This window comes from Amycolatopsis sp. DSM 110486 (assembly GCF_019468465.1).
In the GTDB taxonomy this organism is placed as follows: Bacteria; Actinomycetota; Actinomycetes; order Mycobacteriales; family Pseudonocardiaceae; genus Amycolatopsis.
In genome coordinates, this window is record NZ_CP080519.1 from 8080474 (window position 1) to 8105546 (window position 25073).

22 protein-coding genes and 1 pseudogene are annotated in these 25073 nt (G+C 68.8%); 17 read left to right on the plus strand and 6 right to left on the minus strand.

The features are described 5' to 3' along the window. Positions 1 to 105 precede the first annotated feature (105 nt). Complete coding sequence (locus tag K1T34_RS39240) at positions 106 to 1017, minus strand: LysR family transcriptional regulator (RefSeq protein ID WP_220239767.1); 912 nt, start codon at positions 1015 to 1017, stop codon at positions 106 to 108. Between the two features lie 123 nt (positions 1018 to 1140). Here K1T34_RS39240 and K1T34_RS39245 point away from each other — a divergent pair, with 123 nt between their 5' ends. Next, a complete protein-coding gene (locus K1T34_RS39245) occupies positions 1141 to 2292 on the plus strand; it encodes an alkene reductase (RefSeq protein ID WP_255637879.1) in 1152 nt (383 codons plus the stop codon). A gap of 259 nt (positions 2293 to 2551) precedes the next feature. Here the strand turns inward: K1T34_RS39245 and K1T34_RS39250 are convergent, their stop codons facing one another. Continuing rightward, positions 2552 to 3889: an acyl-CoA dehydrogenase family protein gene (locus K1T34_RS39250; protein WP_220239769.1), complete on the minus strand. Its 1338-nt coding sequence runs from the start codon at positions 3887 to 3889 to the stop codon at positions 2552 to 2554. A 140-nt stretch (positions 3890 to 4029) separates the two neighbouring features. Between K1T34_RS39250 and K1T34_RS39255 the strand changes: the two genes are divergently transcribed. The 6 genes and pseudogenes from K1T34_RS39255 to K1T34_RS39280 all read left to right on the plus strand — a co-directional run bounded on the left by K1T34_RS39255 (position 4030) and on the right by K1T34_RS39280 (position 9386). After that, positions 4030 to 5232, plus strand: coding sequence for a DNA-binding protein (locus K1T34_RS39255; RefSeq protein ID WP_220239770.1), 1203 nt, complete (start codon positions 4030 to 4032; stop codon positions 5230 to 5232). Positions 5233 to 5339: 107 nt separating this feature from the next. Then, a pseudogene (locus K1T34_RS54780) lies at positions 5340 to 5450 on the plus strand (enoyl-CoA hydratase); the annotation flags it as partial. A 221-nt stretch (positions 5451 to 5671) separates the two neighbouring features. Further along, on the plus strand, positions 5672 to 7135 hold the full coding sequence (gene lnt / locus K1T34_RS39265) for an apolipoprotein N-acyltransferase (RefSeq protein WP_255637880.1): 1464 nt from the start codon (positions 5672 to 5674) through the stop codon (positions 7133 to 7135). A 72-nt stretch (positions 7136 to 7207) separates the two neighbouring features. Beyond that, complete coding sequence (locus K1T34_RS39270; RefSeq protein WP_255637881.1) at positions 7208 to 7402, plus strand: helix-turn-helix domain-containing protein; 195 nt, start codon at positions 7208 to 7210, stop codon at positions 7400 to 7402. Then, a complete protein-coding gene (locus K1T34_RS53780) occupies positions 7392 to 7853 on the plus strand; it encodes a hypothetical protein (protein ID WP_255637882.1) in 462 nt (153 codons plus the stop codon). The genes K1T34_RS39270 and K1T34_RS53780 overlap by 11 nt, the downstream gene beginning before the upstream one ends. Before the next feature lie 1113 nt (positions 7854 to 8966). Further along, positions 8967 to 9386 carry an Lsr2 family protein gene (locus K1T34_RS39280; protein WP_220239771.1) on the plus strand — a complete coding sequence of 140 codons (420 nt, stop codon included), beginning with the start codon at positions 8967 to 8969 and terminating at the stop codon, positions 9384 to 9386. 956 nt (positions 9387 to 10342) lie between these two features. Here the strand turns inward: K1T34_RS39280 and K1T34_RS39285 are convergent. Next, a complete protein-coding gene (locus K1T34_RS39285) occupies positions 10343 to 10732 on the minus strand; it encodes an HAD hydrolase-like protein (RefSeq protein WP_255637883.1) in 390 nt (129 codons plus the stop codon). Between the two features lie 260 nt (positions 10733 to 10992). Here K1T34_RS39285 and K1T34_RS39290 point away from each other — a divergent pair, with 260 nt between their 5' ends. From K1T34_RS39290 to allB, 7 genes are all read left to right on the plus strand, one after another. After that, positions 10993 to 11688 (plus strand): GntR family transcriptional regulator, encoded by a 696-nt coding sequence (locus K1T34_RS39290; protein ID WP_220239772.1) that lies wholly within the window; start codon positions 10993 to 10995, stop codon positions 11686 to 11688. A 210-nt stretch (positions 11689 to 11898) separates the two neighbouring features. Continuing rightward, a complete protein-coding gene (locus K1T34_RS39295) occupies positions 11899 to 12699 on the plus strand; it encodes an ABC transporter substrate-binding protein (protein WP_220239773.1) in 801 nt (266 codons plus the stop codon). Next, positions 12696 to 13379 carry an amino acid ABC transporter permease gene (locus tag K1T34_RS39300; protein ID WP_255637884.1) on the plus strand — a complete coding sequence of 228 codons (684 nt, stop codon included), beginning with the start codon at positions 12696 to 12698 and terminating at the stop codon, positions 13377 to 13379. The genes K1T34_RS39295 and K1T34_RS39300 overlap by 4 nt, the downstream gene beginning before the upstream one ends. Before the next feature lie 20 nt (positions 13380 to 13399). Next, complete coding sequence (locus tag K1T34_RS39305; protein WP_220239775.1) at positions 13400 to 14194, plus strand: amino acid ABC transporter ATP-binding protein; 795 nt, start codon at positions 13400 to 13402, stop codon at positions 14192 to 14194. A 2-nt stretch (positions 14195 to 14196) separates the two neighbouring features. Next, the gene (locus tag K1T34_RS39310) at positions 14197 to 15102 is read left to right on the plus strand and encodes an NAD(P)-dependent oxidoreductase (RefSeq protein WP_220239776.1); all 906 of its coding nucleotides are present in this window, start codon (positions 14197 to 14199) and stop codon (positions 15100 to 15102) included. Between the two features lie 40 nt (positions 15103 to 15142). Beyond that, positions 15143 to 15868, plus strand: coding sequence for an SDR family NAD(P)-dependent oxidoreductase (locus K1T34_RS39315; RefSeq protein ID WP_220239777.1), 726 nt, complete (start codon positions 15143 to 15145; stop codon positions 15866 to 15868). Positions 15869 to 15917: 49 nt separating this feature from the next. After that, a complete protein-coding gene (allB, locus tag K1T34_RS39320) occupies positions 15918 to 17324 on the plus strand; it encodes an allantoinase AllB (protein ID WP_220239778.1) in 1407 nt (468 codons plus the stop codon). 127 nt (positions 17325 to 17451) lie between these two features. Here allB and K1T34_RS39325 read toward each other — a convergent pair whose 3' ends face one another. Genes K1T34_RS39325 through K1T34_RS39335 form a run of 3 tightly spaced genes read right to left on the minus strand, consistent with a single transcriptional unit; the run spans position 17452 to position 21361 of the window. Continuing rightward, positions 17452 to 19467: an ABC transporter ATP-binding protein gene (locus K1T34_RS39325; protein WP_220239779.1), complete on the minus strand. Its 2016-nt coding sequence runs from the start codon at positions 19465 to 19467 to the stop codon at positions 17452 to 17454. A gap of 21 nt (positions 19468 to 19488) precedes the next feature. Next, positions 19489 to 20385 (minus strand): ABC transporter permease, encoded by an 897-nt coding sequence (locus tag K1T34_RS39330; protein ID WP_220239780.1) that lies wholly within the window; start codon positions 20383 to 20385, stop codon positions 19489 to 19491. A 28-nt stretch (positions 20386 to 20413) separates the two neighbouring features. After that, positions 20414 to 21361 (minus strand): ABC transporter permease, encoded by a 948-nt coding sequence (locus K1T34_RS39335; protein ID WP_220239781.1) that lies wholly within the window; start codon positions 21359 to 21361, stop codon positions 20414 to 20416. Between the two features lie 349 nt (positions 21362 to 21710). On the opposite strand from K1T34_RS39335, the gene K1T34_RS39340 reads away from it, so the two are divergent. The 3 genes from K1T34_RS39340 to K1T34_RS39350 are packed head-to-tail and all read left to right on the plus strand — an operon-like array spanning position 21711 to position 25059. After that, positions 21711 to 23348, plus strand: coding sequence for an ABC transporter substrate-binding protein (locus K1T34_RS39340; RefSeq protein WP_220239782.1), 1638 nt, complete (start codon positions 21711 to 21713; stop codon positions 23346 to 23348). Continuing rightward, complete coding sequence (locus tag K1T34_RS39345) at positions 23345 to 24325, plus strand: Gfo/Idh/MocA family protein (RefSeq protein ID WP_220239783.1); 981 nt, start codon at positions 23345 to 23347, stop codon at positions 24323 to 24325. Before K1T34_RS39340 ends, K1T34_RS39345 begins: the two co-directional genes overlap by 4 nt. After that, positions 24322 to 25059: an SDR family NAD(P)-dependent oxidoreductase gene (locus tag K1T34_RS39350; RefSeq protein WP_220239784.1), complete on the plus strand. Its 738-nt coding sequence runs from the start codon at positions 24322 to 24324 to the stop codon at positions 25057 to 25059. Before K1T34_RS39345 ends, K1T34_RS39350 begins: the two co-directional genes overlap by 4 nt. Positions 25060 to 25073 lie beyond the last annotated feature (14 nt).

The following is a 25073-nucleotide window of genomic DNA, read 5'->3' on the forward strand; positions in this document are numbered from 1 at the left end:
CGAACTTCCGGATCCGGTTCTGGCGCGCGAGGAACTCGTGCTGCCGGTTTTGGGTCACCGACGTGATCTCGGTGCGGGTACGCGGTCGGCTGTCCATAACTCGGGTCAACCGCGTACCTGCCGGCGATTCGGTGTCGGGTGTACCTCGTCGAGCAGCTCCAGAAATGCCTGCGCGGCAGCACTGGGCCGTCGAGTTGCCGAAGTCGCCACGGTGAGCTGCCACAGGAGTTCGTGATCGGCGACCTCCACGGTGGCCAGCCCGGCGGGGTCGTCGACCAGGAATCGGCCGAGGAAACCGATTCCGAGTCCGGCGCGGATGAAGTGCACGGCTGTCCCGATGTCGGCGACCTCCAGGGTGACCTCCCGTTCGATGCCGGCGCTCGCGAAGGCTTGATCGGCGATGATGCGGTTGCCGAAGCCTGGCGGGGAGTCGATGAAGGGGAATTCGGCGAGCTGCGACAGCGAGACCCGGCCCATGCCCGCCAGCGGGTGCTCCGCAGGGACGTAGAGCACCAGCGGGGTCATCTCCAGCACCCTGACCCGCAACCCGGCCGGCGCCGGGCCGGGAAGGGAGAGGAAGGCGACGTCGAGCTGGCCGTCTCGCAGTTCCTGCGCCAGCCCCGTCGATCCGGCGAGCGCCGCCCGGAGCCGGACGGTGACTCCTGGATGGCGGGCGCGCAGCTTGGCGAGGATGCCCGGCGTGTCGATGAGGTTGACCGAGGTGAGCGTGCCGACGGTGACGGTTCCCTGAAGCGTGCCGCCGAGCTCCTGCACCGCGTCCTTGGCGGCGCGGGCGGAGTCCAGTGTTTCTCGCGCCCGGGGCAGGAAGACGCGCCCGGCCGGGGTGAGCGTCACTTCGTCGCGTCCACGGTCGAACAGTCGGGAGCCCAGCTCGCGTTCCAGCGCTTTGACCGTCGCCGACACCCCCGACTGGACGACGTGCAGACGGCGTGCCGCCGGGGTGAACCCGCCCGTGTCGGCCACAGCGAGGAAGTGCTCGAGATGTCGTAGTTCCACGACCCGATTATCACTCATGGTGCTGGAAGAAATCTGTAGTCATCGTTGGACATGATTCAGGTCCGGAGAGAAGGTGAACTGGTCAAGATCTTCTCTTCCACACACGAAACCGAGGAGGCGCACGTGTCCGGCTCGTCACCGGCGGTGCAGCAGCCGCTACTCCGCCCCTACGACCTTGGCGATCTGTGGTTGCGCAACCGCGTCGTGATGGCCCCGATGACCAGGGCGCGCGCGGAGAACCGCGATCTCGCGCCGATGCCGATGCACGCCGAGTACTACCGGCAGCGGGCCGGCGCCGGATTGATCGTGTCCGAAGGCACGTGGATCAGCCCCGGCGCCATCGGTTCGGTCAATGTTCCCGGCCTCTACAGCGACGAGCAGGTCGCAGGCTGGACGGAGGTGACGGGTGCCGTGCACGCCGAGCGCGGGGTGATCTTCTCGCAGCTCGCTCACACTGGCGCCAGCTCGCATCCGGACTACCACGGCGGGCATCTGCCGGTCGCGCCGTCCGCGGTCAACCCCGGGGGACGGGTGTTCACCCCCGCCGGCGGGTTCACCGACACGGTGACGCCGAGGGCGCTGACCGTGGACGAGATCGCCGAGATCGTGGAGCAGTACCGTTGCGCGGCGGCCAACGCGCGCCGCGCCGGGTTCGACGGTGTCGAGATCCACGCCCAGCGTGGCTACCTGATCGCCCAGTTCCTGAACCCCGCGCTCAACCTGCGCACCGACACCTATGGCGGCAGCGCCGAGAACCGCGCGCGGTTCCTGTTCGAGATCCTGGAGGCGGTGACCGGCGTCTGGGGTCCGCACCGCGTCGGCGTGAAGTTCGCGCCCTACCAGGAGATCGGCTCGACCACCGGGGTGGCACCGGAACTGCTGACCGGCCACGAGCACGTCGCCGAGCGGCTCAACGACCACCCGCTCGCCTACCTGCACCTCATGATGACGAGGCGGCCCAACGAGCTCGTCACGCCGGATCAGCGCCGTGCTTCGCTGGTCCGGTTCCGCCCGCGGTACCGCGGCACGCTGGTCGCCAACGCCGGCATGGACCAGGAGTCCGGCAACCTGGTGATCACGGAAGGCTTGGCCGACCTGGTGTCCTTCGCGCAACTGTTCATCGCGAACCCGGATCTGCCCACTCGATTCGAGCGCGGCCACCCGCTCGCCGTCGCCGATCGCGAAACCTTCTACCAAGGTGGTACCAGCGGCTACGCCGACTACCCGGCCTACGCCGGGGAATCCGAATCCCAGCCTGTGGGGAGTGTCCGATGACGGGCCTCAAGCGCTACCCGGAGCGCACCGCGACGCGGTGGTCTTCGACGGCCGAAGCCGACCGGTTCATCGGGCACGGCCCGGAGTCCGGACAGCCGGGCACGCTCGGCCATACTCGATGCCGGGGTAGAGGAGAGCGTCGCTGTTTTTTCTGGACGCGCTGCGGTGCGCGGGTCGACGTCGCCGGGTACCGGTTCCGCGAGGCCGGCGCCCAGCGCCCGGGTGCGGCCGGTGAGGGGCGCACCCGGGCGCTCGCCCGTCACACGGGAAGCGGCGTCTCCTGGTAGGTGGGGACCGTGTCGATGGTCTCCATGAACTTCGTGAACGGCACGAACTCGTCGTCCATCAGCGCCCGCGGGTTGTAGTCCGGGCTGGCGAGCACGCCGTGGACGCGTCGGCGCTGCATGCCGAAGTTGCCGGCATCGTAGAGCGGCAGCACTGCGGCCTCGCGCAGCAGCTTCTCGAACTCGTGCTGCTTGTCCAGGCTGTTCACGCCCACGACCTGCATGCACTTGTAGACCGCGTCGAACATCAGCTCCGTGCATTGGATCTTGCACATCGCGCCGATCAGCTCGCCGTGGTAGTCGTGCTGGTCCAGGAAGTGCGCGGTCTTCCAGCAGAAGCAGCGGCACATCTCGATCCGCGCCGCGACGTCCCCGAGCACATAACCGACGTTCTGGTGGTTGATGATCGGGCTCGGGCCACCGGCGGTGTAGGTCCGCGCCCACTCGAGGGCGGATTCGTAGGCGGTCCGGGCCACACCGACCGCCGCGATCCCGGCCACCGGCCCCGACCAGGCGAAGTTGCGGTTGATCAGCAGGTCGCCGTTGCCGCGGGTGCCCTCGACGAGGTTGTTCGCGGGAACCCGGGCGTCGGTGAAGACGATCTCGGCGTTGGGGGTGAGCCGATGCCCCATCTTGCTGATGAGGTTGTAGCTGACACCGGGGGTGCCGCGCTCGATCATGATCGCCGAAAGCCCCTCAGTGCCGCCCTTCGACGGGTCGGTGCGCACCACGACGATGCTCGCGTTGGCACCCTGCCCGTCCCAGCCCGCGACGTTGCAAGGCCAGTATTTGCGGCCGTTGAGCACGTAGTGGTCGCCATCGAGCGTGGCCGTGACACCGATTCCGACGGGTGAAGCATCGGGTGCGTCGAAGTTCGCCGTGCCGCCAGGGCTGCCGGCCGGCTCGCTCACCGCGTAGCCGACGATGTACTCGCCGGTCGGGTCCGAGGTGGCCGCGCGCAGGAAGCGGTCCTTCTGCTCGTCACTGCCCCAGTACCAGACGGGCATCAGGCCCAGCCCGTTGACCAGGATGGTGCAGGCGAAACCCGGGTCGACGGCGCACACTTCCTCGGCGGCCAGGATGAGGTCCACATTGGACACCCCGCCGCCGCCGTACTGCGTGGGCAGCATGCAGAATGCGATGCCGGCGCGGTAGGCCTGCACATAGGCGTCCTTGGTCATCTGGAAGGCGCGCAACGGGTCCGTCTCGGCGTCGGCCGCGCGGACCACCGGCGCGAGTATGTCGCGGGCGAAGGCGCGGGTGCTCGCCTGGAGTTCCCGTTGTTCCGGGGTGAGGGTGAAGTCGATGGCCATGACGAAACCTCCCTGCAATCGGGTCGTCGGATCGGCCGGAATCGTCGATCTGCCCGGGTGAGGAGCACGCGGACGCTATCCCGGCCGGCCACGTCGGTCCTAGTCTGTTCAGGGGGCCGCCCGAACGCGAGGAGGTCGGCATGGACGGTCAGTCGGCCGGCGCCGGCGGGCACGAACCCGGAACGAACGGCACCGCCGCGATCCAGCCTGCGATCCAGGCGTCCTGGCAGCGCTGCCGCGAGGTCTACGGTGTTGCCCCCGACACGCCGCCGCCCGACCCGTCTGCCGACTCGGTTGCGGCGCCGAGCACCGTCGTGTCGGCCGCCCGCTCACTGGCGGCCGACATCACTCGAACCGACGGGGTGGTGGCGGTCGCGGCCGGCGACGGGCGGGTCGCCGCGGTGTTCGGGAGCCGTTCGGCCGTCGCGCTCGCGGGCGCACACCAGCTCGCGCCCGGGCACGACTGGTCGGAGAACAGCCGCGGGACCAATGCCCTCGGCACCGCGCTGCTCGACGGACACGCCGAGGTGACCGGTTCCGAGCACTGGCGCGGTGACCTGGCCGACTGGTCCGGCGCGGGTGTCGCGGTGGCCGGCCCCGACTGTCCGCGGCCGTGCGCGGTCCTCGCGTTCCTGGTGCACCGCCGTCCGCTGCCGGCGCTCGCGATCGCGCGGCTGCACTGTTGCGCCCAGGAACTGGGCCTCGGCCTGCGTCGCCGGCACGACGACGTGCTCACCGAGCTGGCCGGATCGCTGCTACCGCAGGCGGCCGACGACGCCGGACCGCTGGCGGTCATCGACCGGCGCGGGCGGCTGGTGACGGCGAACGAGGTCGGGCGCGCGGTGCTCGGCTCAAGCGCGCGTGCCGGCGCGCTGAGGCTGGCCGCCTGCACGGAGGACGGGTGCCCGATCACCGTCCAGCCCATCCAGCACGACGGGCAGCTCATCGGCACGCTCCTCACCACCAGTACGGACTCACCGCCGGCGATCGAGGCCGCCCAAGCGCCGGTGTTCCGGGTCGCCGGCATCCACGGCGGGCACATCCTGCTCATGGCCCCGGCCGAGATCCGGGTCGCGCAGGCCGAGGGCAAGACCGTGTGGCTGCTGACCGACCGGGGCCGGCTGCGGGCACTGAACCACACCCTGAGCCGGCTGGCGACGCGGCTGGCACCACACGGATTCCTGCGGGTGCACCGACACTGCGTGGTGAACCTGCACCGGGTGCGCGAAATCGCCCCGACCTTCCACGGCAGGTTCGCACTCGTCCTGGACGGGCCCGATCGCGAGACCGTCGCGGTGTCGCGGCGGCATCTGGCCGAGGTCCGTCGCGCGCTCGGCCTTTGAGAGGCGACCGTCGGCGTCGCGGGGAAGGTCATGCTCCAGGCGATTTCCGAGCGATCCCGCCAGTCCCGGAGCGGAAGGGCGCCGGAAAGGTCGGGGTGGAGACGGTCGGCGTCTTGTTCGAACGCCGGGCGTTTCACGCTCTGCTCGCCACCCGTGACCAGAAGGAAGGCATGGCCGCGTTCACCGAGAAGTGCCCACCCGGGTTCCACCACGCCTGACTCAGGTCGGACCGTGCATCGGCGGTAACCCGTTTGACGTAGTCCTGGTCGGCTCGGTACTGCCTGGTAGGGGTGGGCGCGCCGAGAATGCTCGGCGGGCCGGGAGGTGCGGTGACCTGGCCCGACCCACGCCTGGCGGGGAGTAGCGTGCTTGTATGCCTGTTGCCGTGCGGGTGCGTCGGTGGGCGGTGCGTGGGCTGGCTTTGCCGTGTGGTGGCGTGGTGGCGCTGGCCTTCCCGGCTGCCGATGCGTGGTGGCTGGGGTGGGTCGGGCTGGTCCCGCTGGTGTTGTTGCTCGGGCGCGCGGGCTCGTACGGTGAGGCGGCTTGGCGGAGTTCACTTGCCGCGGTCGGGTTCTTTCTCGTTGCGCTGCAGTGGCTGCTGCCGAACATCGGAATGCTGGCGCTTGTGGTGGGCGTTGTGGTCGCCGCCCTCTGGGTGCCGTTCGGGCTGGCGACGTATGGGTTGCTGCGAGAACCTTCCGGTGCGCGGGTGGCCTTGGCGGTGGTGGTGCTGCCGTCGGTCTGGGTCAGCGTCGAGGCGCTGCGTTCCTGGGAAGGTCTGGGCGGTGCCTGGGGTCTTGTCGGTCTGACGCAGTGGCAGGTGCGGCCGGTGCTGGCCGTGGCGTCGCTGGGTGGGGTGTGGTTGCTGAGCTTCGTGCTGGTGGCGGTCAACGTCGGGCTTGCTGCCGTGTTCCTTCCCGGCGCCGGCCGGGCAGCGCGATTGCTCGGGGGAGGACTCGCTGTCGTGCTCGCCGCGCTCGCGATCGGCTATGGGCTGCTCCGGCCGGAACCGGTGGTGACCGGCAGCGTCCGCGTGGTGGGGGTGCAGCCTGGCGTCGTGTACGGAGGAGACGAGCGTTTGGCGGCGCATCTGGACTTGACCCACAGGGCCGCCGGTCTGGGGCAGGACATGGTGGTCTGGGGCCAGAGCAGCGTGCCGTTCGACCCGGCTCGCCGTCCCGATGTGTTGGGCCGGTTGCGCCAAGCCTCGGCGATCGCGGGAAGTGACGTACTGGTCAACGTCGACGCGCGAGCAGCGGACGGTCGGATCAGGAAGACGACTCAGCAGTATGGACCCGGTGGTTTGGTTGGTACGTATGAGAAGCGGCGGCTGGTGCCGTTCGGCGAGTACGTGCCGATGCGGCAGCTGCTGGGAAAGGTGCTTCAGGGCACCGCCATCGCCGAGGAAGATCGGGCCCCGGGCCGAGAGCCGGTGGTGCTGCGGGTCGGCGGGACACGGGTGGGCCCGCTGATCTCCTACGAGTCGATCTTTCCCGACCTGCGCCGGGAACTCGTTCGGCTGCACGCCGACGTCACGGTGGTGCAGGGCTCGCTCACGTCGTTCCACGGAACCTGGGTGCAACCGCAACAGGCGAGTGCCGAGGCGGTGCGGGCGGTGGAGTCCGGTCGGTCCGCCGTCCTGGTGGAGCTGAACGGAACGTCCGCGGCGTTCGACGCCCGGGGCAGGCAGCTGGCCTGGATGCCGCCGGACGAGCGCGGGATCTTCGTGGTCGATGTGCCGCTGTACGAGGAGATCACTCCCTACGTGCGGTGGGGCGACTGGGTTCCGCGCACGGCGGGAGCGATCACTGTGATCGGCATCGCCCTGCTGGTCGCGCGCTGGGCGTCGTCGAGAGCGACCGGGCGTCACGGACGACCTTCGTCGACCGGACAAGGGCGTTGACGACCGTTTCGGCCGGCTGCCAAGGTGTGCGCGTCGGCGTGTTCGACGTCGATGCGGCCATTGTGGCCAGGCGTGCTGGCAGAACGGATGTGGTCGCGCGTGCTGATCGGGGGGTTGCTGCAGCTGTCGCCGAGGACGTTGAAGGACCAGGCCGCCGCTGGCGTGCTGCCACATCACCGATTTGGCAAGCACTACCGGTTCACCCGAGGCGATGTTGCCGAGATCGTGCGACTCGGCGAAGCCGGCACGGCGGCGAATGTCCTTTGAGGACCTTGACCGGAAGGCTGCTGAGGGCTGGGGCGGGGAGCAGGAGGCTTTGATCCGGCGGAACCTGTGGCTGGATCCGCGTGATGGCGAGACCGGGTTTGAGGACTTGGCCGAGGAGCGGCTGGATGCTGTGTCTCCACGGCTGGAGCTGAACACGGTCGCCGGCAGCAGCGGCACGAGAACGAATCCGGCGGCCAGAACCGGATCCGGAAAGTCAGTCCATCGCCACCGCGACCCCCGACGGCAGCGCCACGAACCGCCACGGGACCGGGTCGATGTCGACGACTCCGGGGCGGGGGAGCGGCGCCCGGCGATTCTGCCGACGTTCACCTTCCACGAGAGCCGCCACAGAAACAGCACCTGCTTCGCCGAGGACGCGATCCCGGAGGTCACGCGGCGGGGGCGGCGGGGGCATAAGATGAAAGGCATCGCACGGTCTACGAACAGGTGACCCCAGGCGATGGTGAACCAGATCCTCGACGCGCTCGAAGAACGGTTGCAGCGGTAGCTGTACCCGGGGGAGCGGGCGAAGCCGGTGTCCCGCACCTGCGGTCTCGCCGGGGCTCAACCCCGGGTCTGGAGTCCTCGGCCCCGCACGTCTCCGCGGGCATTGTCCACTGCCGACGAACTTCGCAGCACCTACAGCGGCTACGGTAACCGGTTGAGTCCCCGTGGTGGCAGCACGAGACCGCGGGCGTCGCAGGGTCGGCTTCGTAGGCGGTCCGCTCGACTGACCAACCCGGTTTGAGTAGGAAGTCCGCCCCTCGCTGTTGTCCGGAGGGTTCTTGGTTCGAGTCCAAGCGGGGGAGCAAAGCCCAGGCCGGCGGCCTGGGCTTTTTTGTTACCCATGAGTAGGGGCGATTTAAGGGCGACAAAAGCTCCGCGGTCCAGTGCTGGTTTGCTGTTGGTCGCCGACTGGATGTTCGGGCCGACGGTAACGAATGAATACCCCTCTGTGGTCCGCTTGATCCTGGCCGGTGGATCATTCGGCGGGTGCGCCGGGCGGCTGCGTCGGCTGGCCGCCGAGTCAGGGGCGAGCTGAGCTGCCGAACCCGCGGGGGTCCGGTGCCGGCGCTCTTCGCGGCAGGTGTGCCGCGGTCGCCATCAGCGCGATCACGTGTCGGCATCCGGTGATGCAGGCGGTCGCACGGCTGGGTGGCCAAAGTTGGCGTCGTCCGACGCCTCGGCGGTAACGCCGACCGTGTCGTCGATGGCGCCGCCTGCGGCGTTGTCGACGCGGTTGCGTCGCGGACGCACTCCAAGGTGTGCGGGGGTCGGCGCGCCACGCACCTCTCGGGGCTTGGTGTCGGCGAATTGTCTTGAGTACGCCGGTGCGTCTGGGCCGGTGAGCTCGGCCGCCCTGGTGGGCTGCCGAGTGACTGTTGAGGCCTCGGTCTCCGGCGCCGGGCAAAAGTCACTTGGCCAGGTTTACGTTTGGAGTGGTCGAGTTACTGTTCCCTGCTAACGTGGCGCACTTAATGATATGGTGTGGCCCATTGTGGACAATTCTATTATCTAGCCCGGTAGTTCCGGTATTGATGATCTGATCTTCGAGGGGTGTGGTATGGCGCAGAAAGTCTTGATCGAGATGCTCGACGATATCGACGGCAGCGTGGCGAGTCAGACGGTCCCGTTCGATTTGGACGGGGTCGCGTATGAGATCGACCTCTCGGACCGAAACGCTGCTGCGTTGCGCGATGAACTCGCCGGCTACATCGCCGCGGGACGGCGAGCGGGTGGCAGGAAGACTCGCATCGTGGCCGAGCAGTCGACCGGCGTGACTGCGGCGGATCGTGAACGTTCGAGGGCAATTCGCGCGTGGGCTGTCGAGAATGGTTATGCGGTATCCGACCGCGGCCGGCTCTCGTCCGAGATCGTTGCCGCCTTCGAGGCGGCTCAGCAGGTGGCGAACGCGTCGGCTGAAAAGGGTGCGCGCAAGCGTGGTGCACAAAAGAAGGTCGCGGCTGCACGGAAACGAAGCTGAGGTTGGCGTCGAGTTCAGTCCTTGAGCGCCGAGGTTGGCCCGATGAACCGGCGGCTTCTGGTGTTGTGACAGAGCCAGGCTTGGTGGTCGCGCGGGGTCCGCTGAGTTGGCGACCTGAGTGGCTAGGCCGCGGATCATCGTGACTTTTCGAATGACGGGCACGTTTGCATGACGGCCGACCTCGGTGTCTCGGACCTGAATCAGGGCCAGGCAGGCAAGGCGCGGCGCTGGGCTGACGGTACTCCGGCGTAGCTGCCGCGCCATTGCCCCGGCCCTGCGTCGATGCGGCGGTTGACCCCCTCACTGCCAGTGAGGTGCGCTCAATTCGCTGACCTGCGGATACGGAGGAATGCCTGGTCAGCGAACGCAGTTGGCGACAGTTGGGCGCAGTTCGGCGGTGTTGATCGTCGCTGATCGCATGCTTTTGCTCCAGGGCTGTCGGCACTCATGGCAGCTACCTAGGCGGCCCTGCGGACTACTGGCTGTAAGTGCTCAGAGTTCTTGCGGCTCCGCTCCCCGACTTTCCGGGCCGCGACCGCTGGTCCACCTACAGGCCAGATCGGGAAAGTACCTCGTTCCGTCCGCCGGTCGTTATGGCTGTGTACCTTGAGCAACCAGGGATCCGACCTCCGCAATGGCTGATGGTGGGATTCCGCCCTGCATGAACTCCCAGTTCATCAAATGCTGCTCGAACGGAAGTTGGTGGCCTAGGCCACGGCGTGCCTGGGTCGCGAGATAGTTTGGGGAAACGCTATTCGACGGTGGCGTTGGTACAGGAAGCACGGATGTTGGGTACGAAGTGCGGCGATCGTAGTGAGCATCTCGGCGGGACGTCGCCGGCTAGCTTCGAATTGACCATTCGACACCGTGGCGATTATGCCGTGACCCTAGCTGGGGTGGTCACCGCGGATCTTGCGGCTGCCATCATTTTCACTCGTGCCCGTTTGAAGTCGGCTTCACAGCGAGGGAAACTCGCTCAGATTGTGAATGACGTGTGCCGCGCCGGCGGTCCGGAGCTCGTCCGGCGTGCTCTTTCCGGTCGCTACGGCGATGACGTTCACCTCCGCGGCGAGTCCGGCCTTCACGTCGTTGGGCGTGTCACCGACGAGCACCGTGTCGGCGTTCGCGAAGCGTGTTCCCGTGCGCTGTTCGGCCCGCTGCTGTGCAATCGTCACAAACTTGGGCCGCTCAGCGTTGTCATCTCCGAACGCGCTGGCCTCCAGGTCGAGGTACTGGGCGAGGCCGAAGACCTCCAGCTTGATCCGCGCTACCGAGTCGCCGCACTGTTTCCACCTCATGCAGCGGCGCGGCCGCGAGTCTCTTGCCGAACACCTCGCGATGGTCACCGCGACCTGCTCCAGCGAGCCTGGATACGGCTGCCGAGGTCACGCGGCACCACCTGCGTGGTGTCCTCGCCGCGTTGGAAGGAGGAGACGGGCCGACGAGGGCTGGTGGCCCGTTCGGCGTAGTCAAGTGGGTTGTCGGCCACTGCGCTCTCGCGGCCGAATACCACCATGACTGCTGAATATGCAGGTCAAGCTCTCTTGACGGCCGCAGTGGCCGACCTTATAGTCCCGTATCCATATACGAGATACGGATATGGAATATGGAGCCGGCGATGCTTGATCCACTCGATGTGCAGCGGGACAGCATCACCGACCGTGTCTTCGACGAGATCCGGCAGGCGATCGTCGAACGCAGGCTGCAGCCGGGGCAGCGGCTGTCCGAAGCCAGGCTCGCGACAATGCTCGGAGTCTCCAAGACTCCCGTGCGCGAAACGCTGATCCGCCTGCAGCACGTGGGGCTCGTGGAGCCGGCGTCAGGCAGCGGGCTCCGGGTTGTCCAGCCCTCGGCCACGATTGTGCAGGACGCCTACGAAGTGCGCCGCGGACTCGAGTCCTTCGCTGCCGGGCTCGCGGCCGAGCGCGCCAGTGGCGACGTGCGAAGGAAGATCAGCAAGGCCGCCGACGAAGGGCTCGCCTGCACTCTCGCCAGTGACGAACCCGGCCGCCGTGGGGCGGACCGGATCCTGCACACCTTGATCGCGACCGGATCGGGTAACGCCAAGCTCGCGGCCGACATCGAGGACTACTACGTGCTGACGTGGGCTCTGCGACAGCGCGACGTTCCGGAAATGTCTGAGAGTGCCCGCTGCGGCGAACAGCACCAGCGTGTCGCCGCCGCCATCTCCGACGGCGATGCGCCGGCCGCGCACGAAGCCATGGCGGAGCACTTGGACACCTTGCGAGAGCGCGTTCTCGCAGTGCTGGAGACCTCGCAGCCGGCGGCGATCTTCGGCTGAGACCGCGGGCAGCACGGCATCCGCGGTCCGAACCTCCCTGCGGCTCGGTGGCCCTTACCGCGCCGGCTCGGCACCACCCACCCGCGCTGAACCCTGGCGTCTCGAACCTGTCGTGCGCCTGGACGACGTCGGGTGTCCGACAGCTCGAACACTCTCGTTTCCGTTCCCCGTCCCGCTTTCCACCCCGATCCTCACGTCGAGGAGACGACCATGAAATCACGCCGCATTCTTCGGCTCAGCTTCTCGATTCTGACTGCGGGCCTGGCGTTCGCGTCGGTCGCCGGCTGTTCGCCCGGCGGATCGAGCCTTGACGACATCAAGTCCAACGGCGCCATCACCATCGGCACGTCGGGCAACAATGCGCCCACGATCTTCCGTGACCCCTCCGGCGGTTTCGTCGGAATCGACGCCGACTGGGCGAACATCATCGGCAAGAGCCTCGGGGCCAAGGTCGAGTGGAAGACGCTCGACTTCTCGGGGATCGTCCCGGGCCTGCAGGCGAAGAAGTTCGACATCGCCATGTCAGGTCTGCGAGTGACGCCCGACCGCCAGAAGGTCGTCGACTTCTCCGAACCGATCGGCTACGACGACGCCGTGGCGGTGTACCCGCAGAAGGAAACCGGCATCACCGGGCCGGAAAGCATCAAGGGCAAGAGCGTCTGCGTCGTCGCGGGCTCGTCCAACGGCGACGCACCGGTGCAGCGCATCGGCGGCGCGGCGAAGATGACGCGTTACCCCGGACAGGCAGAAGCGTTCTCCGACTTGAAGAACGGCCGCTGCGACCTGATGGTCACCGGCCGGATCCTCGCGCTGTACTGGATCAAGTCGGGTGACGGCGCCGGCTACGCGGTGTCGCAGAACGGCACGGACGGGACGGCGCTGGCCGTGGGCGTGCCCAAGGGCTCCGACGCGCTGCTGCAGGCCGTCAACAAGGCCATCGACGACGCCAAGAAGACCGGCGCGTACGAGAGCATCGCGCAGAAGTGGCTCGGCCAACCGTTCAAGCAGTGAGCGCGACGAAGGGGAAACCCCATGAATCTCGACTTCTCCGTTGTGGCACAGTACTTTCCCTGCTCCTGGACGGTTTGCTGGTCACCGTTGAGGTTTCGGCGATCACCCTGGTCCTCGCGACCGTGCTCGGCACCTTCATCGCCATGGCCCGGATCTCGCACCGCCAGTGGCTCCGGGTCCTCGCGGCGATCTACGTGTGGATCATGCGTGGCACGCCGGTGCTGCTGGTGCTGTTCTTCATCTACTACGCGGCACCGAGTTTCGGCCTGCAGCTGCCGGCGTTCGCCGCGGCCGTGATCGGCATGACGCTGAACTCCGCCGCGTACAAGGCGGAGATCATCCGATCCGGCATCGAAGCGATCCCCCGTACGCAGACAGAGGCCGCCTTCGCGGTGAACATGACCTACGTGCAGACGATGCACCGGATCGTGCTGCCGCAGGCGGTGCGGATCGTCATCCCGCCCTACATCAACAACGCGATCCTGCTGGTGAAGAACAGTGCGCTGGTCTCCGTGATCACTGTGCCGGACCTGATGCTCAACGCGCAGCAGACAGTGTCGAGCACCTACCGCGCCGTCGAGGTCCTCGGCACCGCGGGCTTGCTGTACTTGGTCGTGACCAGTCTGCTGATGCTGGCGCAGCGCTACAGCGAACGACGCTTCGCCCTCCCTGACCGATGAGCCGATCGACCGGAGCAGACATGTCCCAGCAGCCGACCACCGAGGCCGTGCTCCCGCTGTTGCGCATCAGCGGGCTGCGCAAGACGTTTGGTACCACCGAGGTCCTTCGCGGCATCGACCTCGAAGTGCGCGCCGGCGAGACGGTGGCGATCATCGGTCCGTCGGGCACTGGCAAGTCGACGCTGTTGCGAAGCGTCAACTGGCTGGAGAAACCCACCGGCGGTGAGGTCACGCTCGACGGGGTGCGCCTGCACGCCGAGATGACGGGCCGGGAAGAGCAACAGGCCATGCGCGCGCTGCGCAGCCGCGTCGGGATGGTCTTCCAGCAGTACAACCTCTGGCCCCACTTCAGCGTGCTGCGCAACGTGACCGAGGGACAGGTGCGTGTGCTCGGCACGGACCCGCGGGAAGCGGAGAAGAACGCGCGCGAATACCTGGCCCGCGTTCGGATGGAGACGTTCGCGGACCGCCACCCCAGCCAGCTGTCCGGCGGTCAGCAGCAGCGTGTGGCGATTGCGCGCGCGCTGGCGATGGAACCACGGCTGGTGTTGTTCGACGAAGTGACCTCGGCACTCGATCCCGAGCTCGTCGGCGAGGTTCTCGAGACGATGAAGCAGCTCGCCGACGACGGCCTGACCATGCTGGTCGTGACGCACGAAATGGGCTTCGCCCGGCGGGTGGCCGATCGCGTGGTGATGATGGACGGTGGGGTCATCGCCGAAGAAGGACCGGCCCGCGCGGTGTTCGAGAACCCGAGTCACGAACGCACGAAGGCATTTCTGGACCACGTCCGCCGTTCGTCGTGGACCGTGTGACCGTGGCCGGCACGATCGTGACGGGCAGCGCCGGGTTCCTCGGCGCACACCTCGTCCGGGCAGTCGCCGACCGAGGTGGCCGGGTGGTCGCCGCCGACCTGGCGGAGCCACCGGCCGACGTGCTGGCCCTGTGGGCGGGCCGGCCCGTCGAGTACCGGAAGCTCGACGTGCGTGATCCTGGCGCGGTGTTCGCCGAGGTTCGGCCCGAGGTGGTGATCCACGCGGCCGCGGTGACGAACGGGGATCGCGCGACTCTGCGTCAGGTCAATGTGGACGGTACCGCCGCGGTGCTGGCGGCCGCGGGACCGGCGCGGGTCGTGTACGTCTCCTCGGCCTCGGTCTACGCGGACAGCGCCGGTGTGCTCGACGAGGCGAGTCCCGTGCGGACGGACCCCGGCGACTACCCGGCCTCGAAACTCGCGGCCGAGCAGCTGGCGGCCGAAGCCGGAGCGGTGATCGCCCGGGTGGCCGCGTGTTACGGCCCGCTCGAACGGGACACCGGCACGAGGCAGGTCATGTCACTGCCTTACACCGCGGTCCGGGCCGCGCTGGGCGGCAGGCTGGTGCGCGTGGCCGCGGAGGCAGCGGGCCAGTCCTTCGATCCGACGTGGGTCGCAGATATCGCGGAAGGCGTCGCCGCCCTCGCCGGCGCCGAAGGCCCGCCGCACCGGCTGTACAACATCGGTTCCGGCACTGCCGTCACGCTCGCCGAGCTGGCCGACACGGTGAACTCGGTGGTGGGTGCGCCCCACGCCGGCGGGGACCCGTTGCTCCTCCGGCTGCCACCGGGGCACCGCACCGGTGCGCTGGACGTGACCAGACTGCGAGAGCTGTCGGTACGCGAACCGACGCCTCTGGCCGTCGGGCTGACCACCTACCTGGGATGGCTGCGTGAACACCACTACTGAACCGCCGAGGGCGGCCAGATTCGCCAGTCGTCGTGCCGTGGTGACCGGCGGCGCGGCCGGCATCGGCCGGGCCATCGCAGAACGCCTCGCGCTCGAGGGTGCCGCGGTCACCATCCTCGACCGGGACCCCGAAAACCTGCGGGAGACGGTACGAGCGCTGCCTGGCGACGGTCACCACGGCCGGCTGCTCGACCTGGCCGACGGAGCCGCGACGCGGGAGGCGGTGGCGGAAGCGGCCGCACCCGGCGGGCTGGACGTGCTCGTTCACAGCGCCGCGACCTCGGTCGGCGGGACGGCCCCGGAACTCACGGCGCACCAGTGGGCCAGCGTGCTGTCGGTGAACCTCACTGCCGCGTTCCACTTGGCGGCGGCCGCGATCCCGCACCTGGCTCGCGCCGAAGGCGGGGCGTTGCTGCTGATCGCGAGTCAGCTCGGTCTCGTCGGCACTCGCGGTTCCGTCGCTTACACGGCGAGCAAAGGTGGCGTGGTGAACCTGACGCGGTCCCTTGCGCTGGACCACGCGGGCGAAGGCGTGCGGGTCAACTGCCTGTGCCCTGGCCCGACGGACACCCCCTTTCTGCGCAGGAGCTTCGAACGCACCGGGAACGCGGATTCCGCGCGCGCCGCGGCGCTGGGCCGGGTGCCGCTCGGCCGGTTCGGGCAGCCGGAGGAGATCGCGGCCGCGGCCGCCTTCCTGTGCTCGTCCGATGCGTCGTTCATCACGGGCGCCACCCTCGTCGTCGACGGGGGCTATATCGCGCAGTGAGCGCGAGACCTCTTTGCTGGGGACGTTTGCCAAATCGACGAGGAGCATTGTGGATTACGACCTGGTCCTGCACGACGTGCAGTTGGTGAGTGCGCAGGGAGTGCGCCGGGCGACGGTGGCCGTCGCGGACGGAAAGGTGGCCGACGTCCTCGACGCGGGCACGCGGCCCTCCGCCGCCGAACACCTCGACGCCGGTGGGCTGCACCTGCTCCCCGGGCTCGTCGACACCCACGTGCACCTGCGCGCACCGGCTCGGCCCGACCGTGAGACCTTCCGCTCGGGAACCGCGGCCGCGGCGGCCGGGGGAGTCACCACGATCTGCGAGATGCCGACCTCGGAACCCCCGGTCAACTCGGGCCGGACACTCGCGGACCGAGCTGTGCGGCTGCAGCCCGACGCGTTGGTCGACTACGCCCTCTACGGCGGCGCGGCGTGGGAGAACCGCCACGAGATCGCCGCGATGGCCGAGGCCGGCGCGGTGGCGTTCAAAACCTGGCTGCACGCACCGGCGCTCGGCCGGGAGGCCGAGTTCACCGGACTGTCCTGCCCGGACACCGGGCGGCTCCACGAGGTGATGCGGGAGGTCGCGCGCACCGGGCTGGTGCACGCTCTGCACTGCGAACACGAACAGATCCTTGCTGTCGCAGGGGAAAATGCCCGGCACCAGCACGGCGTGCCCGGCGCCGTCCACGCGGCGGCTCGGCCGCAAGTCGCCGAAGACGCTTCCGTCGCGACCGTGCTGGCTCTCGCGGCAGCGACCGGTGCCCGGGTGCAGCCGGTGCACGTGTCCAGCGCCGAATCGGTCGTGCTCGCCGCCGAAGCACGGGCCCGTGGCGTTCAGGTCACCGTGGAGACTTGTCCGCACTACCTGCAGCTGGACGAGAAAACCCTGTTCGAGTTCGGATCCTGGGCCAAGTGCAACCCCCCGCTGCGCAGCGCCGCGACCGTCGAACGGCTCTGGGCCGAGGTGAGGGCCGGCCGGGTCGACGTGATCGGCACCGACCACTGCCCGTATCGGCCCGAGGAGATCGCGGCCGGCGAGCAGGACATCTTCGTGTCACCGCCCGGGCTGCCCGGTCTGGAAACCATGCTGCCGATCCTGCTCACCGCCGTGCACGACGGCCGCCTCACCCTGCCCGACGTTGTGCGGCTGACGTCGGCCCGCGCGGCCGAGATCTTCGACCTCCCGGCGAAGGGCCGGATCGCACCGGGAGCGGACGCGGACCTGGTGCTCGTCGACACCTGCCGGCAGTGGACCTTCCGCCCGGAGGGGTTCTCCAAGGCCGCCGCCAACGCCACGTTCCTCGAAGGAGCCCGGTTCACCGGAGGTGTGGTGACCACCTTCTCGCGCGGGCACCGGGTGTTCGACGGTGGCCACATCGTCGGCGAACCGGGGCACGGCCGCTTCGTACGGCCCGACCGGGCCCGGGTGGCCGGTCGTCGCACCACGACCTGACGCCTGCCACCGGGACGTCGCCGGGGGATCGAGGGTGATTCGGTGCTCCGGCTGGCCGGGATGGATGGCGGTTCTGGCCCGAGTGGGGGAGCTCCGGCCAGAACCGCCGGCTTGGTGGACGCGAGTCCTATTCGGACTTGATCCGCCGCAGCAGGTCTTGCGGGGCGATGTGGCAGCGGTAGGTGTTGCCCTTCCCAGTGTCCTGCCACGGTGGTTCCTGCGTGCGGCAGATCTCGCCCAGCTGACGCGGGCAGCGCGTGTGGAAGCGGCATCCGCTGGGCGGGGCCGACGCGCTGGGGTAGGTGCCGTCGAGGCGGATCCGTTCGCGCGTCTGCCCGGGGTCGAGGTCGGGTGCGGCCGACAGCAGTGCCTCGGTGTAGGGGTGGTGCGGTGGCTGGAAAACGGCGTCGGCCGTGCCGATCTCGACCAGCTGCCCGAGGTAGAGGACGCCGATCCGGTCGGCGAGGTAGCGCACCACGGACATGTCGTGCGAGATGAACAGGTACGCGACGTCCTTGGCCACCTGCAGTTCGACGAGCAGGTTGAGGATCGCCGCCTGCACCGAGACGTCGAGGGCGGAGACGGGTTCGTCGCACAGCACCAGGGACGGCTCTCCGGCGAAGGCCCGGGCGATCGCCACGCGCTGCTTGAGGCCACCGGACAACGCGCGCGGGCGGACGTCGAGGTGCCGCGGCTCGAGGCGGACCGCGGACGTCAGCTCCTCGACCCGGTCTTCGCGGGCCTGCCCGCGCAAGCGGCCGTTGAGGAGGGTGACCGCGCGGCTGATGATGCGGCGCACGGGATGGCGCGGGTTGAGCGCGTTGTCCGGGTTCTGGAACACCATCTGGATCTTCCGGCGCAATGTCCGCTCTTCGCGGCCCGGCCGCTTCGTGAGCGTGACGTCTTCGAAACGCAGCGCGCCCTCCGACGGCCGGGTCATGCCGGCGATGCACTTGGCGATGGTGGTCTTGCCGCTGCCGGATTCACCGACCAGGCCGAACACCTCGCCGCGGTGCAGTTCGAACGACACGTCGGACACCGCGGTGAACTCTCGGCCGCCGGTCCGGTACCGCTTGGTCAGGTTGCGGACCTCCAGCAGGACTTCGGTCTCTCGTGCACAATCCTGGAACCGCTCGACCGCGCGATCCTGCGCCACTTCGTCGTGGTGGAAGCAGCTCACGGCGTGCTCGCTGCCGACGGTCTCCACCGGAGGCGTTTCGGTGTGGCAGCGCTCGGTGGCGAGCTCGCACCTCGCGGCGTACGGACAGCCGCTCAACGCAGTGCCCGGTGCGGGCAGGGAACCGGGGATGGTGGCGAGCATGCCGGCCGTTTTGGTGACGCCGTGGCGAGGCACAGAACGCAGCAAGTCGCGCGTGTACGGGTGCTGCGGCGCGGCGAACAGTTCCGCGGCCGGTGCTTCCTCGACCAGCCGTCCGGCGTAGAGCACGCCGACGCGATCGCAGATCTGCGCGACGATGCCGAGGTTGTGGCTGATGAACAGCACGGCGGTGTGGAACTCCTCGCGCAGCTGCCGGATCAGCTCCAGCACCTCGGCCTCCACGGTGGCGTCGAGCCCGGTCGTGGGCTCGTCCAGCACCAGCAGGTCGGGGTTGCCCGACAGCGCCATCGCGATCATCACGCGCTGCTGTTGCCCGCCTGAGAGCTCGTGGGGGTAGCGGGCGGCGACGGCTTCCGGGTCGGGGATCCGTACCTTCGCGAGCATCTCCAGCGCCTTGCGCTTGCACTCCGAGCCGGACAGTCCACTGTGTACCCGGATGCCCTCGGCGACCTGGGCGCCGACACGCATCGACGGGTTCAGCGACGCGCCGGGGTTCTGGTACACCATCGCGATCCGGCCACCGCGCCACTGGCGCAGCGCCGTCTTGCCCGCTCCCAGCACGTCTTCGCCGGAGAAGCTGATGCCACTGCCGTCGCCGACCGTCGCGTTGTCCGGCAGGTAGCGCATGATCGACATCGCGACCGTGGTCTTTCCGCAGCCGGACTCGCCGACGAGGCCGTACGCTTCGCCGGGGCGGATCGTGAACGAAACGTCCCGCACCACCGGCGATTCCTGTGTGCCCCGGCGGTAGCTGATGTCCAGGTTGCGCACGGCCAGCGTCGGCTGTTCCAGTGTGGTGGTCATTTCGGTGCCTTCCGGGGGTGATCAGGCGTCCAGCACGCGCTGGAGGCCGTCGGCGACGAGGTTGACGGCGACGACCAGCGTCGCGAGCGCCAGCGCGGGGAAGAGGACGATCCATGGCGCGACCTGCAGGTAGACCTGGCCCAGCGAGATCGTCAGGCCCCAGTCGGGCGAAGGCTGCTGGATGCCGAGCGTGAGGAAGGACAGCGTCGCCGAGGTGAAGATGGCGTAGCCGAGCCGCACGGTGCCCTCGACGATGATCGGCCCGGTGACGTTCGGCAGGATCTCGGTGAACATGATCTTCGGGCCCGACGCACCAGCGAGCTTGGCTGCCGCGACGTATTCGAGTTCCCTCTGGGTGAGCACCGCGGCGCGAACCGTTCGGGCGACGCCGGGGACGAACGTGACCGCGATCAGGAGGATCACCGGCAGCTCACCGGAGCCCAGCACCGTCAGCACCAGAACGGCGATGATGACCAGCGGGAACGCCAGCACGGCATCGACGATCCGCATCGTGACGTCGTCGAGCACTCCGCGGTAGTACCCGGTGAACAGTCCGACCACGGCACCGCCGACGAGGCCGAGCGCGGTGGCCGCCGGGGCGACGGTGAGCACGGGCGAGGCGCCGGCCAGCAGCCGCGAGAACACGTCGCGGCCGAGGTTGTCGGTCCCGAACAGGTGCGAGCCCGACGGGCCTTTCAGCGTGTCGGGGAAAATCTGCTGCGGGTCATGCGGCACGAAGGCGTGCCAGAAGATGGCGTCGACGACCCAGAACAGCAGGATCACCGCGCCGATCAGGAAGGTGGGGGACCGCAGCAGTCCGCGGGCGACCTCGCTGCGGCGCGCTTTCGCGGCGGCGGACGCACCACCGGGCGCGGCGCCGCCGATCGCTTGCGTGGGTATCGTCTCCGTCGACGTCATGGGGAGTTCTCCTTCGCGTCCGGCCGGATCAGGCCGCAGCCAGGCGGATGCGGGGGTTGAGCACGCCGTAGAGCAGGTCGGCGCACAGGTTCGCCAGGGTGTAGATCACGGCGATCACGAGCACGGCCGCCTCGAGCACCGGCAGGTCGTGGCCCGTGGCCGAGGTGTAGATGAGCTGGCCGATGCCGGGGTAGTTGAAGAGCTTCTCCACGACGACGAGGCCGCCGACGGCGTAACCGACCTGCGCGCTCACCACGGTGATCGCGGGCAGTAGTGAGTTGCGCAGTACGTGTTTGCCGATGACGCGGCCGGGTTTCAGTCCTTTCAGGACGGCCGTGCGCACGTAGGCGGATTCGAGCACGTCGACCGTGCCCGCGCGCGCCATGCGCGAGATGTAGCCGAAGAGGACGAACATCAGGGGGATCGCCGGCAGCATGAACTGCCGGAACACGTCCACGACATTGGGCAGTGGCACCGAGGACGAGACCGGGAACCACTTGAGCGACACCCCGAACACGACCAGCAGCACGGTGCCGGCGACGAACTCCGGAAGGGCGATCAGCGACAGCCCGGTCACCGAGATCGCGCGGTCGGCGAACCGGTCGCGCCGCAGGGCCGCGATCACACCGAACCCGAGCGAGATCGGCACCGCGATGACGAGTGCGAACCCGCCGAGCATCAGCGAGTCGCCGAGGTGCCCGAGCACGAGACCGGTGACGGGTTCCTGCAGGAGATAGGACTTGCCCCAGTCTCCGTGGAGGAACCCCCACATGTAGTCGAAGTAGCGCACGGGCAGCGGCCGGTCGAGCCCGAGCGAGTGGTTGAGTTGCGCGACCTGGTCGCTGGTTGCGTACGGCCCGAGGATCGTGCGTCCCACATCGCCGGGGAGTACCTGCGAGACGGCGAACACGATGATCGACACGAGCAGGAGCGTCAGCACGCTCAGCCCGAGCCGTTTGGTGATGAATCCGATCATGTCTGAGCCCAGCCCTGTCGTCTGGTGGGGCGCATCCGGGAGAACGCCGGGGAGATGGTCTGCGGGCCGCTCATGCCGACGCCCGTAGATATTCGGTATAGCGTATCTGTCGCGCGAAGGGAAGTTACGTCCTCGCTTGATGTCGTCGTGTTACCGACCTGTCGCTGAGCGTGGAGATTGATGCTGATCAGCGCGTCTGGCAGGGACGAGGGCGATCCGAGGGCGAACGGGGATTGTGCTCGGCCCGTGAGGCGGGTTAGCGTATTTGGAATATCAAATCTCGGCCCAGCGTCTGAGGGTCGGAACCCGGCGGCACCCGTTCGGCGTGTCCCGTGTGGAGGAACTGCCGATGGACGACTACGAATACCACTTGTTCGAAGAGGTGCGAGCCCGGCGCCTGAGCAGGCGCGGGTTCCTGCGCCGGGCCAGTGTGCTCGGGCTCGGTCTGCCCGCCGCCTCGGTCATCCTCGCGGCCTGCGGACAGGGCGGTGGCATCAACTCCGTGCCGGCCTCGGGCCCGCCGCGGCGTGGTGGCACGGCGAACGTCGCGATCACCCGGCCGGCCTCGCTGGTGGACCCGGTGACCCTCTACAACCAGGGCGGTCAGACGACGGCGCAGATCGCCGGTGAGTACCTGTGTTTCCCGCGGGCGGACTACACACTCGACCCGCGGCTCGCGGTGTCCTGGTCGGCGGCCAAGCCGGACACCTGGACCTTCGTGCTGCGCCAAGGCGTGAAGTGGCACGACGGCAAGCCGTTCACCGCTGACGACGTCGTCTACACGATGAACCTGCTGACGGATCCGAAGGTGAACTCCTCGGCGCTGTCGGCGTTCAAGGGGATCTTCTCGCACGGCAACATCGAGAAGGTCGACGACCACACGGTCACGTTCCACCTCGACCAGCCGTTCGTGGACTTCCCGTACCTCGTGTCCGCCTTCAACTTCAACGCGATCATCCTGCCGGACAAGTACCAGATCGGCGATTTCGCGAAGGGCCGCGTCGGGACCGGTGCGTTCATCATGACCGGCTACCAGCCCGAGACCGGCGCCACCTTCGCCCGCAACCCGGATTACTGGGACAAGCGGTATCCGTACCTGGACAGCCTGCGGCTGACCTACTACGCCGACGACAGCACGATCGCGCTCAACATGCAGGGCGGGCGGGAGAACGTGTGGCCGATCGCGCCGCACCAGAGCGCGCAAGCCCTCCAGGAAACCCCGAACCTGAAGATCATCAAGAGCCCGTCCAGCGAGTACCGCGGGTTCCACATGCGAACCGACCAGGCGCCGTTCGACAGCCCGCTGGTCCGGCAGGCGGTCGCCGCCTGTTTCGACCGGCCGGCGTTGATGCAGGCATTGCTCGGGGGTGACGGCGAGATCGGCAACGACCACTCGTTCGCGCCGGTGTTCCCGGTGTCGAAGCAGGCGATCGCCCAAGTCCCGCAACGCAAGCAGGACTACGCGCTGGCCAAGTCGCTGCTCGCCCGCGCCGGGCACGCGGGCGGCTTTTCGGTCACGTTGACCACTGAGCAGTACCTGGAGATCCCGCAGTACGCGGTTCTCGCGCAGCAGGCACTGAAGCCGGCGGGAATCACCCTGCAGCTCAACGTGCAGCAGCAGAGCGCTTACTACGGCACGGGCAACAGCCAGCCGTGGCTCGAAGTGCCGATGGGCATCGTCGACTGGGGTGCTCGCGGGGTGCCGAGCCAGGCGATCCTGCCGGCCTACACCTCCGGCGGCATCTGGAACTCGGCCCACTGGAAGAACCCCGATTTCGACCACGCCTTCGCGGACCTCAACGGCTCGCTCGACGAGCAGACCCGGCTCAAGGCCGCTGCGAAGATGGCCGCCATCCAGCACGATCAGGTGCCCGGGATCATCAGCTACTGGATCAAGAACCTGCGTGTCACCGGCGTGTCCATCGGCGGGCTGGCCGAAGGCCCCGCCAACCACTTCGACCCTCGAACCCTGTGGAGCGCGGTATGAGCACGGCCGTCGGACTCATCGGCCTCGGCTGGATCGGCGAGAGCCACCTCACGGACCTCGCGGCCCGCCCCGACGTCGAGATCAGGGCGGTGCACGACCTGGACACCGGGCGCACGGCCGACTTCGCCAAGCGGTTCGGCGCACGCGGGTGCGCGAACGTCGACGAGGTGCTGGACCAGGGCCTCGACGCCGTCTGGATCTGCACGCCGCCCCAGCACCACCTCGCGCCGGCCCGGCAGGCGTTCGCCCGGGGAATCCCCGTGTACCTCGAAAAACCGGTGGCCCGCGACTTGGCCGAGGCGACGGAGCTGACGCGGCTGGCCGGGGAATCCGGTGTGGTGTGCGCGGTCGGGTACCAGTGGCGCGCGCTCGGGCTTCTCGACCCGTTGCGTGCCGAGCTGGAGAGCGAGAACGTGGTGAGCCTGTCGGGTTACAGCGTCGGCCCGACCGCGGCCCGGCCGTGGTTCCTCGACCAGGCTCAAGGCGGGGGCAACCTGCTGGAACGGGGCAGCCACCAGATCGACCTGGTTCGCGCGGTGGCCGGCGAGGTCGAGTCGGTCCTGGCGGTCGGCAGCACGGTTCGCGTCGATCGGCCCGGCGTCGCCGCCCGGGACATCGACGACGCGCTCACCCTGGTGCTGCGCATGACCAGCGGCGCCGTCGCGACCATCGTGATCGCCTGGACCCCGGCGGATGTCCCCGGCCGCTACGGCCTCGACGTGGTGTCCGGCGCCGGAGTGCTGAGGATGGCCCTCGACCCCGACTTCCGGCTCACGGGTCACCACCGCGGGCAGGAAGTGTCCGCGTCGGTGACCGAAGAACCGTTCAGCGCTTCAAACTCCCGTTTCCTCGCGGCCGTGGGGGCCGGGGACCGGGGTTTGGTGGCGTGCACACCGGCCGACGCGCTCGCCACCTTGCGAGTCGCGCTCGCGGGTGAGGAAGCGCTCGCGACCGGAAGCGCGGTCGTGGTGTCGTGATCGGACGGACGATCGTCGTGACCGGTGCCGGCTCGGGAATCGGGCAGGCGGTGACCGACCTGTGCCTCGCCACCGGTGCTCGCGTGGCCGGGATCGATCTCGACGTCGAGGGCGTGCCCGCCCGGGACGCCGGGAACTTCATCGCGGTGGCGGCCGACGTGGCGGACGAGAACTCGGTGCGCGCGGCCGTCGCCGAGATCGTCGAGAACTTCGCTGACGTCGACGCGCTGGTGAACTGCGCCGGCATCGGCGGCTACACCGGAGACGTCACCGAGACGTCTCCCGAGTCGTGGCGCCGCGTGCTGGACGTGAACCTGACCGGCGCGTACCTGGTCTCCCGCGAAGTCCTGCCGGTGATGCGGCGCGGGTCGAGCGGAGCCGTCGTCCACGTGAGCTCGCAGTACGGCATGGTCGGTGGCGCGGGATTTCCCGCGTACTGCGCGGCCAAGGCGGGCTTGATCGGCCTGACCCGGGCGATGGCGGTCGACCACGCACCGGACGGGATCCGGGTGAACTGCGTGTGCCCGGGACCGACGGACACGCCGATGCTCGCGCGCAGCGGCCGCGACGAGACCGGCGGCCGTGAGGCCGAGCGCGTGCGCGAACGAAACTTGTTCGGCACGCCGGCGCCGGCGCGGAAGGTGGCCGAGGTGATCGGTTTCCTGCTGGGCCCGGGTTCGGCTTCGATGACCGGGGCTGTCGTCCCCGTGGACGGCGGCTGGACCGCAGGGTGAAACACGAGAGGGAG